A 14,011-nucleotide genomic window follows, 5' to 3' on the forward strand; every position below is an offset into this window, starting at 1 on the left:
CCCACTCACTGGCTAGCAACTTCTGGTGCTTTGGATGGATTATTGGTGCGCACGGTGCCGCCTTCGCGCACACGCTGCAAACCTTCGATGACGATGGCATCACCCTGCGCCAAATCCGCCTTTACCAGCACGGATTCCGGGTTGCGCTGCACGACCTGAACACGAACCTTGTGCGATTTATTATCGACAACGCGCCAGACATAAGAGCCTTCCGCATCCCATTGCACAGCCAGTGCATCCACAGACGGGAAGTTCTCGCCGGTAAAGCGCATGACCACATCAAACGACATGCCCGCTCTCAACTCATCCTTGGCATTGTCGAAAACGGCGCGAACACGAATGGTACGGCTGGCCTCATCCACGCGGTTGTCGACCGCCTCGACTTCACCCTTGAAGGTTTCTCCCGGACGGGAAACAGACGTCACCTCCACCGGCATACCCACACGGATGGCCGTGGTAAAACGCTCCGGTGCCCAGAAATTGACGAGGATTTTCGAGCGATCATCAAGCCCGACAATGCTGGATTGGGTGGTGGCGTTGTCGCCGATGTTCACCGCAACAATGCCGGCAATGCCATCAATCGGCGCCAGAATATTGCGGCGTTTCAGGTTCAGTTCCGCCGTGCTGAGCGCAAGCTTGGCTGCTTCTTCGGCAATCTGCGCATCCAGCACATCCAGCCGGGCCACCGATTGCAGGTTTTTATAGGAGCTGGATTTTTCGACCGCGCTCTTCAGCGATACCTGCCCCTTTTCGCGCTCGATAAGCTGCTCATCATCATCGAGCCGCGCCAGAACGTCGCCTTTTTTGACCTTCTGACCGGAGGAAACGGTAATCTCGGAAATCAGGCCCGAGGCCTGCGGGGTCACGACCACGGACTGAATGGCCTCACCATTTCCGATGGCATTCAGGCGATCATTGATGGTTCCGGTATTAACCGGCGCGGTCACAACCAGCGTTGCGTTTGCGCGTGGAGCACCGCTACCCTGTCCACCTTGGCCACCTTGCCCCTGTGCGCCGCCGCCTCTACCAGAATTTCCAGCGGTTTGCGCCGCAGGTTTTTCGGCACTCACCAGCCCTGCCTTTGCAAGCATAGCGCGGCCGTCGGACGAATTGAACGCCCAAAGACAGGCGCCCGCGCCCACAACCGCCAGACTGATACCAACCTGCTTCCAAACCCGCATACAATTCTCCGACAGATCAACCGGCGCAACGCATTCACATGGCTGCGGCCTCTTCACAATGTGCGGCAGTATCCTTGCTGAACATAAACTACGCAACGCACAAATCTGTTTCTTACGGAATTGTAATTTCCGCCTCGTCGTTGCCGCCGCATTCAAATAACCTCAGTCTACAATACTGCGCACCAAACTAAAATGGAGGAGCGATCATGAGCACCATTTCAAAAACACAGAACCCGGAAGCCAACCCGCGTGTTAAAGCGGTGTTCGATGACATCCGTACGACGCGGAAATCCGATTTCATCAACAATATGTGGCTCTATCTCGCCTTCGATGCCGATCTGCTGGAAAAGACATGGGCCGAGGTTAAAGCCGTGATGGCAACGCCGTCCGCGCTCGACCCGGTGGTGAAGGAAATGCTTTACATCGCCGTGTCCGTCACCAATGGCTGCTCCTATTGCGCCCACTCGCACACCGCAGCCGCCAAAGCGAAAGGCATGACGGATGAGCAACACGCCGACCTTTTGCGCGTCATCGCCCTGGCCGGTAAAACCAACCAGCTGGCCACAGCACTGCAACTGCCCGTGGACCCCGCCTTTGATGCAGATAGCACGGCCTAATATAGAAAATGCCTTGGAATAGGCGTTTTGGCGGTTGATACCGGAATAAAAGCAGAACACGGTTCTAGCCTTTCAGTCCCGAATCACTACATTGGGCCGTATGAGCAACAGTTTCGACGATATGCCGTTCTTCGATGAAGAACCTTCCGAGCCACGCCGTCAACCGGCAGCGGCCCCTGCCGCTGGTGGTTTGGGCATCGCGGCGCGCGCCATGGCGGCGCGGGATCAGGCGCGCCCTGCGCCCGATTATCTCGCTGGCCTGAATGCCGAACAGCGCGAAGCTGTGGAGACATTGGAAGGCCCGGTTCTGGTTCTGGCAGGCGCTGGCACCGGCAAAACGCGGGTGCTGACCACCCGCATCGCGCATATTCTCGCATCAGGTCGCGTGTACCCCAGCCAGATTTTGGCCGTGACCTTCACCAACAAAGCCGCACGCGAAATGAAGGAACGTATCGGCGTTCTGGTCGGTGGCGCGGTTGAGGGCATGCCGTGGCTTGGCACCTTCCACTCCATCGGCGTCAAACTGTTGCGCCGCCATGCGGAGTTGATCGGTCTGAAATCCGATTTCACCATTCTCGATACCGACGATGTGATACGCCTCATCAAGCAGCTTATTCAGGCCGAAGGTCTGGACGACAAGCGCTGGCCCGCCAAACAATTTGCAGGCATGATCGACAACTGGAAGAACAAAGGCCTGACACCGCCGGATATTCCAGAAGGCGACAGCCGTGCTTTTGCCAATGGCAAGGGCCGTGAACTTTACGCCACCTATCAGGCACGTCTGAAGACGCTGAACGCCTGCGATTTCGGCGATCTGCTGCTGCACCCCATCACCATCTTCCGCAAGAATCCCGATATTCTCAAAGAGTATCACCAGAAGTTCCGTTATATTCTGGTGGACGAGTATCAGGACACCAACACCTGCCAATATATGTGGCTGCGGCTTCTGGCCCAGCGCCCCAAGGGCGAGCCGCAAAATGTCTGCTGCGTGGGCGATGATGACCAGTCGATCTATGGCTGGCGCGGCGCGGAAGTGGACAATATTCTGCGCTTCGACAAGGATTTTCCCGGCGCAAAGGTCATCAAGCTGGAGCGCAACTATCGCTCCACCGAGCATATTCTCGGGGCTGCTGGCCACCTGATTGCCCATAATGAAGGCCGCCTTGGCAAAACGCTGTTTACCGACCGCGTCGACCCGAACGACGAAAAGGTCGTCGTCCATGCCGCATGGGATTCGGAAGAGGAAGCCCGCGCCGTTGGCGAAGAGATCGAACAGCTACAGCGCATCAAACATCCGCTGAACAATATGGCCATCCTCGTGCGCGCTTCGTTCCAGATGCGCGAGTTCGAAGATCGCTTCGTCACGCTTGGCCTGAACTACCGCGTCATCGGCGGTCCGCGCTTTTACGAGCGCCTCGAAATCCGCGATGCGCTGGCCTATTTCCGTCTTGTCTGCCAGTCGGCGGATGATCTGGCCTTTGAGCGCATCATCAACACACCCAAACGTGGCCTTGGCGATACCACGGTTCGCAACCTGCATGATTACGCCCGTGCGCGTGACATTCCCATGCTGGCCGCTGCCGCCGACATTATAGAGACGGATGAGCTGAAGCCGAAGGCCCGCAAGGCGCTGTTCGATGTGGTTCAGGATTTCCGCCGCTGGCAAGGCCTGCTGGAAAACACCGAACACACGGTTCTGGCCGAGCAAATTCTGGATGAGAGCGGCTACACCGCCATGTGGCAGGCGGATAAAACCGCCGAAGGCCCCGGCAGGCTTGAAAACCTGAAAGAACTCATCCGCTCGATGGAAGCCTATGAGAGCATGCGCGGTTTTCTGGAACATGTCGCGCTGGTCATGGATGCCGAGCAGAATGCCGAGCTTGACGCGGTATCCATCATGACACTGCATTCGGCAAAGGGTCTGGAATTCGAAACCGTGTTTCTGCCCGGCTGGGAAGAAGGTCTGTTTCCGCATCAGCGTTCGCTGGATGAAGGAGGTCGCTCCGGTCTGGAAGAAGAGCGCCGTCTTGCCTATGTCGGCATCACGCGCGCCAAACGCCGCTGCCACATCTGGTTCGTCTCCAACCGACGCATCCACGGCCTGTGGCAATCCACCCTGCCCTCCCGTTTTCTGGATGAGCTGCCGCCCAACCATGTCGAGGTTTCGGCATCCGAGAGCAGTTATGGTGGCTATGGCGGACGTGGCGGCTACGGCCAGTCACGTTTCGACAAGGCCGAACCTTTCACCAACAATTATTCCACGCCCGGCTGGAAACGCGCCCAAGCCAACAAGTCCGATGCCACGCGTGACAATTGGGGCACCCGCTCCGGCCACGCGGGGGAACGCATTGGTTATGGCGAAAGCGGCCCGAAAGGCCGCACCATAGATGGCGAACTCGTCGCAAAATCCGTCGCCGCCACCCCGTCGAAGTTCTTTGTCGGCGACCGGGTCTTCCATCTGAAATTCGGAAACGGCAACGTCGCCTCCGTCGAAGGCAACAAACTGACCATCGACTTCGATCGCGCCGGTCAGAAGAAGGTGCTGGATGGATTTGTGGAGCGGGCTTAAGGCTGTCCGCTCACACTTAATATGACGGCGAGGCTCGCGAAATGCTTCACGTCTCCCCCGGCGTAAATCCGATCAGATAAATAGCGGCCACCATGATGGCCAGAATGAAAATCGAAACGACGAAAATCGTCATGCGGTTGAGTGGTTTGCGGGTGGTTTTCTTCATGGCGAAATAACAGGTGGTGGCGTGTTTGGTTCCGCTGCGGTGCAATAATTTCGACCTGCTTTTCGGCAAGGTTCAGCGCAATTCAATTTCGTTTCAAAGACATATGGGCTAAAGCTGAATCACTTTCACAAGCTTGGCTTTTCAATGACAAACTCCACACATTCACGCCTCAACCCGCTGCATCTCGCTGCCGCCTTTGCCAGTGGCTGCCTGCTGACGTTGATGATCCATTTTAATGGGATGCTCGCCCATTATGGCAATGCGCTCTTCTCGTCCTGGACGGCGCACGGCACCGGCACGGTCGCCGCGCTGATTTATCTGGCTGTTCTCTACAAGAAACCAAAGGCTGGTGAGGCCGCAAAGCCAAAAGCCCCGCTCTGGGCCTATTTCGGCGGCGTTGTGGGTGCGGCGATTGTCATGCTCACATCCAGCACGGTCAACTCGCCGCTTGCTTTGTCCGGCACGATTGCGCTGGGGCTTGGCGGACAGGTCATATTCAGCCTGGCTGCGGATATATGGGGGTTCTTTGGTCTGCCGAAACGCCGCCCGGATGCCCGTGATATGTGCGCCGTGGCGCTGATCCTCGGTGGCAGCGCGCTCATTATTCTTGTGGGGAGAGCAGCATGATTGTCTGGATTGCCATGGCGTTCACGGGCGGCGTCTTCGTGTCGCTCAGCCGTCAGGTCAACGGTCGGCTCAGCCTGTCGAATTCCCCGCTGATCGCATCGTTCTGGAACCACGTCGTCGGCTTTATCGTGCTGACCCTGCTCGGCCTTGCGCTGGGTGGACTTTTGCCGCCCGGTGCAGCGGATGCGCCGTGGTACGCCTTCATCGGCGGCCCCATCGGCGTCATCTTTATCGCATCCGGCAGTTGGCTCATTCCACGCATCGGCGCGGTCAACACAGCCCTTCTGGTCATCAGCGGTCAGATGGTGTCCGGCGTGGTGCTGGATCTGTTCAGCGAACAGCCGCCGAAAATCTGGGCGAGCGCGCTTGGCATCTTGCTGATATTAGGCGGCATGGTTCTGACGCAACGCCGCAAATAGACGATATGCGGATTTACGAATCCGTATTGCGGCCAGACAACATGCCGAACAGCGTTTTGTTGCTGCCTTTCGATCCGCCGCTGGCGGTCATGGCAGGGCGTCCGGTCAGCTTTGGAACCACCACGATGCGTTTGACTTCGCCGCGTTTGAAGGCGGCGAGAAACTTGGAATAATCCTTGAACACAACGCAGCCATTGGACTCGCCGCGTCGTGCCAGCATGTAGGTGTGCGCCAGAAGGCCATCGCGACCATGGGGATTGACGCCGCTTTCCGGCGTCAGGCGAATGGCCTCGACACCATGGAAAAGCGATTCGCGCATCGTCAGCCTATAGGTGGATGGCGGTGTGGAGCCACGCATCTTCACATGCACGAACTCCGGATTATCGCGCATCTTGCCGATGCCGGAATGGGCCTCCAGCTTTTCACCACCCGGCAGATGCACGACGCCAGCGGAAATATCATAGATGGCCGTGCCATTGCCGCGATCCGGCCACGGCACCGCATCCATCTTCGTTTCGCGCATCGGATTATCAGGCCGTGCGAAAGCGACCATGGTGTTGGTGGCGGGGCTTTGCGGTGCCGGCGCACGCGAGGGTGCCGTTGCAGGTGCCGCAAGCTGTTTTTCGGCGGAGGATGGATTGGAGGGGCGTGGTGTCGGCTCCACGTCCGCTGCCTTGGCAATCTGTGGCCGGAAGCTTGGCAATGGAACGGTTTCCGGCAGCAGATCGATCTCGCTATCGGCAGTCGTCTGCGGCTTGCCGAGAGCGACCTCGAAGGCCGGATGCTCTGCCGCCTGCGTTTCCAGCATCGCCAGTTCGGTCGTTTTGCCCAATGCCGAATCAACGATGGCGGATGGACGAAGCGCTGCCAGAGCCTGAACGGTGGCCTGCGCACGGGCATCATGAGCGGCAGCTGTACCATACCGATCAGCAAAAGCTTTCGCGCCAATATGATGATCGCCTTCAAGGCGTGTCATTTTCTGACTGCTTTTGCCGTTTTCGGACAGGCGCGAAAATTTGCGGATGTGGACATTGCGCTCCACCGCATCGATGGATGCGTGTTCCAGCCGATCCAGATGTGCCACCAGCATCGTGTCGAAACGCTGCGCGCCGTGAGAGGCTTGCGCCATGCCATGCAAGGACGCAAAGGCCGTTATGGCGCAGACACTGGCCAGCACGCCACCGCCCAGCATGGCGGAAAATCCGCTCAGGCCAGCGCTCTTGCGCTTTCTGGTGAAGGAGGCGCCGCCAACGCGCATATCGTTATAGGCCACGACTGATGACGCCATGATACTTGTTACTCGAACCGTTTACGCAAAACCGGACAAGGCCGGTTACCTTATGGAAACCCCGAAGGCCGGTCGCCACGTGCGCCGGTTTCGATGTTGCCAGGTTCGAAGCATGCCGAATTATGGTAACCAAAGTCTTTACAAGTCCCCTGAAAGCACAGTTCTTTGAAGCTTGCATGCGTTTCTCTTGGTCAGCTGCCGATTTTTTATGTAATACTATTACATAGCCATTTCGGTCAAAACACTGCCAGAGATTTCGATATGGACGTTATAAAATTCTCCCCATCGACATTGCTCCCCTATATGTCGATTTTGCCGAAACTTGGCTACAAATGCGGCGGTGTTGCGGCAAAGATCACGGGCACGTGACTGAAACGCGCGTTTTGACTTGATCCAAAGCCCTGCGCGGGGCATCGTGACGTCATCCTATTGGAGAAGAAAAACATGAAGGCGCTGCTTCTGATCGACATCCAGAATGGTTTCTGCCCCGGCGGAAACCTTGCCGTTGGGGATGGTGACAAGATCGTTCCCGTGGCCAATGCACTGATTGATAATGGCGGTTACGATCTGATCGTTGCCTCTCAGGACTGGCACCCCGCCAACCACGGCAGCTTCGCCTCGCAGCATCCCGGCAAGAAGCCATTCGACATGGGCGAGCTTTCCGGCATCCCGCAAGTCATGTGGCCGGACCATTGTGTGCAAGGCACGCCAGATGCAGAGTTCCACCCGGACCTGAATACAGACGCTTTCGATTACGTGCAGCAAAAGGGTGAAAACCCTGCGGTGGATAGTTATTCGGCTTTTCGTGACAACGATCAGACAGCCACTACCGGCCTTGCCGACTATCTGGAGCGTCAAGGTGCCGCCATTCTCGACATTTGTGGGCTGGCCACGGATTATTGCGTCAGCTTCTCGGCGTTGGATGCGCTGGACATGCTGCCCGGCGTAAAAGTCCGCTTCATCGAAGATGCCAGCCGCGGCATCGCGGCAGAGGGCATCAAGGCAGCGATTGCAACGATGCGGGCCAAAGGCGTCATTATCGTCAACAGCAGCGATATTCTGAACGCTTAGAGCCGGCGCGGCACGTGCTTTTCCAACACGTCGATGTCTCCGGCAGCGTCTTCCATTCGGCGCAACACGGCGGTGTGTGCATCTTGCAGTCCCTGATTATAAAAAACCGGCGCGACGATGTCTGAAAGCTGGTCCACCAGCATTTCGGCCTGAAGCCCGCCGATATCCAGATCCAATTCAGTGGCCAAAACGGTGCGGATGGCTGAAACCATGTCGGCTTTCTGCTGTTTGTCCAGTTTCAACTCTCTCATGCACGTCTCCATTCCACAGCATCGGCCCGAAAATCGGACTCGATTTTCGGAAAGCACGATGCGTAGATTCAATAAGTTACAGCGTCCTTTGTGCGTCCGAAAGGACGCACGGCGCTCTAATGCAGCAATTCTAATTGATGGTTCAATGAAATCAATCGAAGCATTCCCGCAATTCGTTTGTCAGTAGCCTTGACTAGCGATAGGAGCAGACGAAATTCGGAGTTTTCACCCATGTCAGATGCGACCTTCCGGTCCGGCCTGAAACGCGGCCTTCCCGTTATGCTGTCCGTTATACCGTTCGGCGCGCTTTTTGGCGCCGTCGCTATCGATAACGGCCTTAATATTTTCGAAGCAACGCTGATGAGTGGCATTCTCTATGCCGGTGCCAGCCAGTTGGTGGGCATTGAACTGTTCAGTCAGAACCTGCCCGCCTGGCTGGTTATCCTGTCGATCTTCGCGGTGAATTTCCGCCATGTGCTTTATTCTGCGGCGATGGTACGCATCGTTCCGGAGTGGTCGACTGCGAAGAAGGCCATAGGCTTTTTCTTCATGGTCGATCCGCAATTTGCGGAGGCCGTTCGCCAGAAAGAGCTTACCGGCAGCGTCCGGTTTTCCTGGTATATGGGCTATGCCTGTATCGTTTATGTCGGCTGGATGATTTCCACCGTTTTGGGCGCGTCGCTGGGCAACTTGATCGGCGATCCCAAGGCGGCTGGTTTCGATGTGCTGTTGCCCATTTATTTCATGGGAATGGTGCTGAGCTTCCGCAAACGCGGTCATTTTTACCCGGTCATGCTGGCAAGCGCGACGGGTGCCATTGCGGCCTATCATCTGGTCGGCTCGCCATGGCATGTCAGCATCGGCGCGATGACCGGCATTCTTGTGGCCGTCCTTCTTGCACCCGCAGCCCCCGCCAGCAACGAGGAGGCAGCGTGATGAGCGAGCTTTTCAACTTTCACACGCTGATGATCATTTTCGCAGGCGCTGTCGCGACCTACTTCACCCGCGTTGGCGGTTATGTGCTGATGACGCGCATGAAGACCATCCCTCCCCGCGTCGAGGCCGGGCTGAATGCCGTGCCCGTCGCGGTTCTCACCACGCTCGTCGCACCCGCCTTTTTTGAGGGCGGATATGAGGTAAAACTCGGCATGGTCTTTGCGCTGATCGTCGGTCTGCGCTTTCCCGGCCTGACGATGTTATTATCAGGCTGGGCGCTTGTCGTGGCGATGCGGTACTTCTCTATCGCGTGAGTGCATCCGTGGCAGCAATGAGCCATTTCTGCACATCGGCATCCGTAATCAGCGGCATGATCTTTTCGCGCACCGTGGCATGGTAGGCATTCAGCCATTCCAGCTCTTCTTCGGTCAGAAGCGAAACGACCACCAGACGCCGATCGATCGGGCACCATGTCAGCGTTTCGAAAGACAACATCGGCTGGTCGCCGCCTTCGATGGCGTCTGCTTCGCGCACAAAAATCAGGTTTTCGATGCGAATGCCGAATGCGCCGGGGCGGTAATATCCCGGTTCGTTGGAGAGGATCATGCCCGGCAAAATTTCCTGCTGCGAAACGCGGGAAATACGCTGTGGCCCCTCATGCACCGAAAGATAGGAGCCAACGCCATGGCCGGTGCCATGGCCGTAATCCGCGCCTGCCTTCCACAGCGCGATGCGCGCCAGCGGGTCCAGATCGCAACCGCGTGTTCCCTTGGGGAAACGGGCCGCGCTGATGGCAATCATGCCCTTCAGAACCAGCGTGAAGAAACGCTTCTGTTCTTCAGGCACAGTGCCGATGGCAACGGTGCGGGTGATATCCGTGGTGCCGTTTACATATTGCGCACCGGAATCGATGAGAAACATCTCGCCGTCGTTCAAGGCGCGGTCGCTATCGGTGGTGACGCGGTAGTGCATGATGGCCGCATTTTCTCCGGCACCGGAAATGGAGTCGAACGACACGTCCTTCAGCGGATTTTGCGTGGCCTGTCCAACCCGCACACGTGCCGCTTCCAGCACCTTCACCGCCTGGATTTCCGTAATGCTGCCCGGCGTCTGCGCGTCCAGCCACGCCAGATATTCCACCATGGCCGCACCATCCTGAATGTGGGCGGCAGCGGAACCGGAAAGCTCGGCTTCGTTTTTGCATGCGCGCGGCAGTTTCACAGGGTCAACCGCTTCGATAACCTCGCCGCCGGCCTGCGTGATGGACAATGTCAGCGCCACCGGCGTCACATCCACATCGGTCAGAATGCGCCCCGCTGCGCTGGATATGGCATGTAAACGCGCTTCGATTTCAGAGGGTGGCAGCAGCGTGACCAGCGCCGCGAGATAGGCCTGTGCTTCCGCACCAACCTTGCGCTCATCCAGAAACAGATCGGCCTTGCCATCCGCATAGATGATGGCACGGGCCAGTGGATGCGGCGTGTGCGGCACGTCATTGCCGCGAATGTTGAACGTCCAGGCGATGGAGGACGGATCGGTCATCAGCACGGCATTTGCTTTTTTCGAAGAAACGATTTCGGCAATGGTCGCGATTTTTGCCTGAGCCGAAATACCGGTAACATGATCCGGCTGAATGCTGATCGGCTCCAGCGGTTCCGCCGGGCGGTCTTCCCACAACGGGTCGAGCGGGTTTGCGGCCAGAAGAACGACCGAGCCAGCCTTATCGGAAAGCGCCTTTTCGAAACGCTTCAGTTCTGCGCCGGTGTGCAGCCATGGGTCGATGCCAAGACGGAAACCGTTGGGAGCGTTATCCGCCAGCCATTTCGCAGGCGGCGCGTTGACCAGATCACCGCCCGTGAACACGGATTGATCGACCTGCATCGTCAGTTGCGTGGTGTAGCGCCCATCAACAAACACAATGGCCTGCGAGCGGGTGACGAGCACGATACCGGCAGAACCGGTGAAGCCTGTCAGCCACGCCAGCCGCTCAGCCGACAGAGGCACATATTCACCCTGATATTCATCGGCACGCGGCACCAGAAAACCATCGATTTCAAGCGCATCGAATGTTGCACGCAAGGCGTCTACACGCGCCTTGCCGAATTGCGGCGTGGATTTGTTTTCGAATGACTGGAACATGAACTGCTTTCCGAAAAGGCTGATTTCGGAACGGACCATACCTTGCTAGTCTTGCGAACGTCCAGACTAAACCACTGTCTTTACAGCCATCAATCCTTGCGAAGATGGATTGTCACCCAGCCATTGCGCCAGATGGTTCTGATATGGCTGAGGTGCATACCGTTATAGGCCGAAAGCACCTTCCAGCGTTGCGACGCCAGAATGCCCGAAAGGATGACGGTGCCGCCGGGCGCCAGATGCGTGACCAGTTGCGGTGCCATCTTGATCAGCGGGCGGGCGAGAATATTGGCGATGATGAGATCGAAAGGGCCGTATTTGCGGAAGCTGTCCGAATGGAAACCGGGGGCGGTTTCCAGCGCCATGCCGGAGACAATGCCGTTCAGCCGCGCATTTTCCTTGGCGACCTTGATGGCAATCGGATCGATATCCGTCGCCAGCACCGGCACCGGGCGCATTTTCGCAACCGCAATCGCCAGCACGCCGCTGCCCGTTCCAAGGTCCAGCGCGTTGCGAATGGTGCGCGCCCGCAAAACCTGCTCGATCATCTCAAGGCAGCCAGCCGTGGTGCCGTGGTGTCCCGTGCCGAACGCCTGCCCCGCTTCGATCTCGATGGCCAGATCGTTGATCCGCACCTTGTCCCGGTCATGCGAGCCATGAACGATAAAGCGCCCTGCCCGAACCGGCGTCAGCCCTTCCAGCGATTTGGCAATCCAGTCCAGATCAGGAATAATTTCGCGCTGGACGCTCAGATGCGGGAAAGCGGCCTTCATCGCCTCTTCAAAGCGGATGCGAACGTCTTCCTCATCATTCTCCATCAAATAGACGGAGGCTTCCCAGATATCGCGTTTCTCATCCACCTCTGATGTGGCGATGCCAATATCTTCCTCACCGAACACCTCCGACAGAAGATCAAGCACGTCTCCCGACTGAATTTCGGTGGTGGTGACATAAAGACGGATTTCGCTCACGGCTGACGCTTTCATAAGATAGTGTTCAGCCGTCAGCCTTTGCCATAAAAGCGGCAACAGTCCAATGGACTTGCGCAATGATATTGTACTGAAATCAGCTCTTGGTCAGATTTTGCAGCTTCTGCACGGCAGTATCCGGGTTTTCGCCATAAGCAATGGTGCCGGAAAAGCGGCCTTTGGCATCCAGCAGAATGACGGAGGCCGTGTGATCCATGGTGTAATCACCGCTCGGGTCTTTTTCATCCACCGGCACTTTTTTGGCGTAGATGCGATAGCCTTTCAGCGTTTCTGCAATCTTGTCCGGTGTGCCTGTTATGCCGGTAATGCGCTTGGACACATTGGAAACATACTGGTTCAAAATCTCAGGCGTATCGCGTTCAGGATCAACCGAAACGAAATAGGCCTGCATCTTGGTGCCCGCCGGGTCCACCTTTTCCATCCAGCCATTCAGCTCGAAAAGCGTGGTGGGGCAAACTTCCGGGCAATGGGTAAAGCCGAAGAAAAGCGCTGTCGGTTTGCCTTGAAACGCCTGCTCCGTAATCGGCTGGCCATTCTGCGCCACAAGCTGGAACGGGGTGCCGTAGGTCTCCTCGACCATCTGCTCGCGGCTTTTGGTCAGCTCCATCGTCAGCCAGCCCATGACACCCAGCAGGACGACCACAGCGCCCCAAAGCGCAACGCGGATATTTTTCATGCCATTCCCCGATCAGCAATCAATCAATGTTCGGCATGCTTGTAGCGCAAGGGGTTTCAACTCTGCAATTCAAGAAACGGGGATCGCAAGGAGCGCGCTGATTTGTCTCAACGCGACGACAGCGCTTAAAAACACCAGGCAATACCGCTTTGGACTGCCGAGAGAAAGATATCCGTGCCATACCGCATCCAGCCTTCAAATGTCAGAAGCACCAGCAGCAGCGCACCGCCGGTTGCGGCAGCGGCGGTAAGGATTTTCATCGGTGCTGACATTGGCGTTCTCATGGCATCATTCTACCGCGAAGCAACGGCGCAGGAAACAGCGAATTGCCCTGCAATGCGGTTGTTTATACCGATGCGTTAGGGAAAGTTTAAATTGTTTTTGAGCATTATTATCGACAGCGGTTCGCAAACGCGCACGACATGATGTCACCCGGAGCATCCTCCGACACCGCATTATCTTCAAAATCGAATTCGGCCCGCCTAGAGAGCCGTCAGGAAGACTTGCGACCATGTCGAACGCCATCAAACAATCCGGCGCATATCTCGAAATCGTATCCTTCCATCTCGGCGATCAGGAATTCTGCATCGACATCATGGCGATCCGCGAAATTCGCGGCTGGGCGCCCGTCACGCCGATGCCACACACACCGCCTTATGTTCTGGGCCTCATCAACCTTCGCGGCGCGGTTATCCCCGTTATCGACATGGCGTGCCGTCTGGGCATGAAGATGACCGAGCCTTCCGAGCGTTCCGCCATTATCGTTACCGATATCGGTGGCAAGCTGGTTGGCCTCTTGGTGGAACAGGTTTCCGACATGATGACCATCAAATCCGAAGACCTCCAGCCAGCACCGGAAATCATCCCGGAAGAGCAGCGCAATTTCTGCCGCGGCATCGTGGCGCTGGAAAAGAGCATGGTCTGCTTCCTCAACCTCGACACGGTTATTGCCGACGAGTTGTCACGCGAAGCCGCTTAAAGTTTGCACCGAGACTGGTTTTAGAAAACGGCAAGCCTCAAGGTTTGCCGTTTTTTGTTTGCCGACCACCCACTTCCGTCATGCCGGACCTGATCCGGCATCCAGC

At 57.1% G+C, this 14,011-nt stretch carries 16 protein-coding genes; 8 read left to right on the forward strand and 8 right to left on the reverse strand.

Going from position 1 to position 14,011, the window contains the following annotated elements; all coding sequences use genetic code 11:
- Positions 1 to 5 precede the first annotated feature (5 nt).
- Entirely contained in the window at positions 6 to 1,181 is a 1,176-nt protein-coding gene (locus RMR16_RS08370; RefSeq protein WP_320200442.1) for an efflux RND transporter periplasmic adaptor subunit, read from the reverse strand.
- 206 nt (positions 1,182 to 1,387) lie between these two features.
- On the opposite strand from RMR16_RS08370, the gene RMR16_RS08375 reads away from it, so the two are divergent.
- Both RMR16_RS08375 and RMR16_RS08380 read left to right on the forward strand, forming a co-directional pair.
- Complete coding sequence (locus tag RMR16_RS08375) at positions 1,388 to 1,798, forward strand: carboxymuconolactone decarboxylase family protein (protein ID WP_320200443.1); 411 nt, start codon at positions 1,388 to 1,390, stop codon at positions 1,796 to 1,798.
- Between the two features lie 100 nt (positions 1,799 to 1,898).
- On the forward strand, positions 1,899 to 4,367 hold the full coding sequence (locus tag RMR16_RS08380) for an ATP-dependent helicase (RefSeq protein ID WP_320200444.1): 2,469 nt from the start codon (positions 1,899 to 1,901) through the stop codon (positions 4,365 to 4,367).
- A 46-nt stretch (positions 4,368 to 4,413) separates the two neighbouring features.
- On the opposite strand, the gene RMR16_RS08385 is transcribed toward RMR16_RS08380, so the two are convergent.
- Positions 4,414 to 4,578 carry a hypothetical protein gene (locus tag RMR16_RS08385; RefSeq protein ID WP_320200445.1) on the reverse strand — a complete coding sequence of 55 codons (165 nt, stop codon included), beginning with the start codon at positions 4,576 to 4,578 and terminating at the stop codon, positions 4,414 to 4,416.
- 99 nt (positions 4,579 to 4,677) lie between these two features.
- On the opposite strand from RMR16_RS08385, the gene RMR16_RS08390 reads away from it, so the two are divergent.
- Positions 4,678 to 5,160 (forward strand): DMT family transporter, encoded by a 483-nt coding sequence (locus RMR16_RS08390; protein WP_320200446.1) that lies wholly within the window; start codon positions 4,678 to 4,680, stop codon positions 5,158 to 5,160.
- The gene (locus tag RMR16_RS08395; RefSeq protein ID WP_320200447.1) at positions 5,157 to 5,579 is read left to right on the forward strand and encodes a DMT family transporter; all 423 of its coding nucleotides are present in this window, start codon (positions 5,157 to 5,159) and stop codon (positions 5,577 to 5,579) included. Before RMR16_RS08390 ends, RMR16_RS08395 begins: the two co-directional genes overlap by 4 nt.
- Positions 5,580 to 5,592: 13 nt before the next feature.
- Here RMR16_RS08395 and RMR16_RS08400 read toward each other — a convergent pair whose 3' ends face one another.
- Positions 5,593 to 6,867, reverse strand: coding sequence for a tlde1 domain-containing protein (locus RMR16_RS08400; RefSeq protein ID WP_320200448.1), 1,275 nt, complete (start codon positions 6,865 to 6,867; stop codon positions 5,593 to 5,595).
- 444 nt (positions 6,868 to 7,311) lie between these two features.
- Here RMR16_RS08400 and pncA point away from each other — a divergent pair, with 444 nt between their 5' ends.
- Complete coding sequence (gene pncA, locus RMR16_RS08405; RefSeq protein WP_320200449.1) at positions 7,312 to 7,938, forward strand: bifunctional nicotinamidase/pyrazinamidase; 627 nt, start codon at positions 7,312 to 7,314, stop codon at positions 7,936 to 7,938.
- Here pncA and RMR16_RS08410 read toward each other — a convergent pair.
- Positions 7,935 to 8,189: a DUF2164 domain-containing protein gene (locus RMR16_RS08410; protein WP_320200450.1), complete on the reverse strand. Its 255-nt coding sequence runs from the start codon at positions 8,187 to 8,189 to the stop codon at positions 7,935 to 7,937. The genes pncA and RMR16_RS08410 overlap by 4 nt on opposite strands.
- A gap of 231 nt (positions 8,190 to 8,420) precedes the next feature.
- On the opposite strand from RMR16_RS08410, the gene RMR16_RS08415 reads away from it, so the two are divergent.
- A complete protein-coding gene (locus RMR16_RS08415; protein WP_320200451.1) occupies positions 8,421 to 9,125 on the forward strand; it encodes an AzlC family ABC transporter permease in 705 nt (234 codons plus the stop codon).
- Entirely contained in the window at positions 9,125 to 9,439 is a 315-nt protein-coding gene (locus RMR16_RS08420; RefSeq protein WP_320200452.1) for an AzlD family protein, read from the forward strand. Before RMR16_RS08415 ends, RMR16_RS08420 begins: the two co-directional genes overlap by 1 nt.
- Here RMR16_RS08420 and RMR16_RS08425 read toward each other — a convergent pair.
- The 4 genes from RMR16_RS08425 to RMR16_RS08440 form a co-directional block, all read right to left on the reverse strand.
- Positions 9,429 to 11,264, reverse strand: coding sequence for an aminopeptidase P family protein (locus tag RMR16_RS08425; protein ID WP_320200453.1), 1,836 nt, complete (start codon positions 11,262 to 11,264; stop codon positions 9,429 to 9,431). The two genes, RMR16_RS08420 and RMR16_RS08425, sit on opposite strands and share 11 nt — an antisense overlap.
- 89 nt (positions 11,265 to 11,353) lie before the next feature.
- Complete coding sequence (locus tag RMR16_RS08430; protein WP_320200454.1) at positions 11,354 to 12,232, reverse strand: 50S ribosomal protein L11 methyltransferase; 879 nt, start codon at positions 12,230 to 12,232, stop codon at positions 11,354 to 11,356.
- A 94-nt stretch (positions 12,233 to 12,326) separates the two neighbouring features.
- Positions 12,327 to 12,926 (reverse strand): SCO family protein, encoded by a 600-nt coding sequence (locus tag RMR16_RS08435; RefSeq protein WP_320200455.1) that lies wholly within the window; start codon positions 12,924 to 12,926, stop codon positions 12,327 to 12,329.
- Between the two features lie 125 nt (positions 12,927 to 13,051).
- Positions 13,052 to 13,210, reverse strand: a complete 159-nt coding sequence (locus RMR16_RS08440) for a hypothetical protein (RefSeq protein ID WP_320200456.1) — start codon at positions 13,208 to 13,210, stop codon at positions 13,052 to 13,054.
- A 227-nt stretch (positions 13,211 to 13,437) separates the two neighbouring features.
- Here RMR16_RS08440 and RMR16_RS08445 point away from each other — a divergent pair, with 227 nt between their 5' ends.
- Positions 13,438 to 13,905: a chemotaxis protein CheW gene (locus RMR16_RS08445; protein ID WP_045228851.1), complete on the forward strand. Its 468-nt coding sequence runs from the start codon at positions 13,438 to 13,440 to the stop codon at positions 13,903 to 13,905.
- Positions 13,906 to 14,011: the final 106 nt, after the last annotated feature.

Source organism: Agrobacterium sp. rho-13.3 (assembly GCF_033957765.2).
In the GTDB taxonomy this organism is placed as follows: Bacteria; Pseudomonadota; Alphaproteobacteria; order Rhizobiales; family Rhizobiaceae; genus Agrobacterium.

Bases quoted from the DNA above. Each gene is read 5' to 3' on its own strand.
- RMR16_RS08400 (WP_320200448.1), bottom strand. From the start codon at position 6,867: ATGGCGTCATCAGTCGTGGCCTATAACGATATGCGCGTTGGCGGCGCC.
- pncA (WP_320200449.1), top strand. From the start codon at position 7,312: ATGAAGGCGCTGCTTCTGATCGACATCCAGAATGGTTTCTGCCCCGGC.
- RMR16_RS08445 (WP_045228851.1), top strand. From the start codon at position 13,438: ATGTCGAACGCCATCAAACAATCCGGCGCATATCTCGAAATCGTATCC.
- RMR16_RS08380 (WP_320200444.1), top strand. From the start codon at position 1,899: ATGAGCAACAGTTTCGACGATATGCCGTTCTTCGATGAAGAACCTTCC.
- RMR16_RS08420 (WP_320200452.1), top strand. From the start codon at position 9,125: ATGAGCGAGCTTTTCAACTTTCACACGCTGATGATCATTTTCGCAGGC.
- RMR16_RS08375 (WP_320200443.1), top strand. From the start codon at position 1,388: ATGAGCACCATTTCAAAAACACAGAACCCGGAAGCCAACCCGCGTGTT.
- RMR16_RS08425 (WP_320200453.1), bottom strand. From the start codon at position 11,264: ATGTTCCAGTCATTCGAAAACAAATCCACGCCGCAATTCGGCAAGGCG.
- RMR16_RS08415 (WP_320200451.1), top strand. From the start codon at position 8,421: ATGTCAGATGCGACCTTCCGGTCCGGCCTGAAACGCGGCCTTCCCGTT.
- RMR16_RS08410 (WP_320200450.1), bottom strand. From the start codon at position 8,189: ATGAGAGAGTTGAAACTGGACAAACAGCAGAAAGCCGACATGGTTTCA.
- RMR16_RS08370 (WP_320200442.1), bottom strand. From the start codon at position 1,181: ATGCGGGTTTGGAAGCAGGTTGGTATCAGTCTGGCGGTTGTGGGCGCG.
- RMR16_RS08440 (WP_320200456.1), bottom strand. From the start codon at position 13,210: ATGAGAACGCCAATGTCAGCACCGATGAAAATCCTTACCGCCGCTGCC.
- RMR16_RS08435 (WP_320200455.1), bottom strand. From the start codon at position 12,926: ATGAAAAATATCCGCGTTGCGCTTTGGGGCGCTGTGGTCGTCCTGCTG.
- RMR16_RS08395 (WP_320200447.1), top strand. From the start codon at position 5,157: ATGATTGTCTGGATTGCCATGGCGTTCACGGGCGGCGTCTTCGTGTCG.
- RMR16_RS08390 (WP_320200446.1), top strand. From the start codon at position 4,678: ATGACAAACTCCACACATTCACGCCTCAACCCGCTGCATCTCGCTGCC.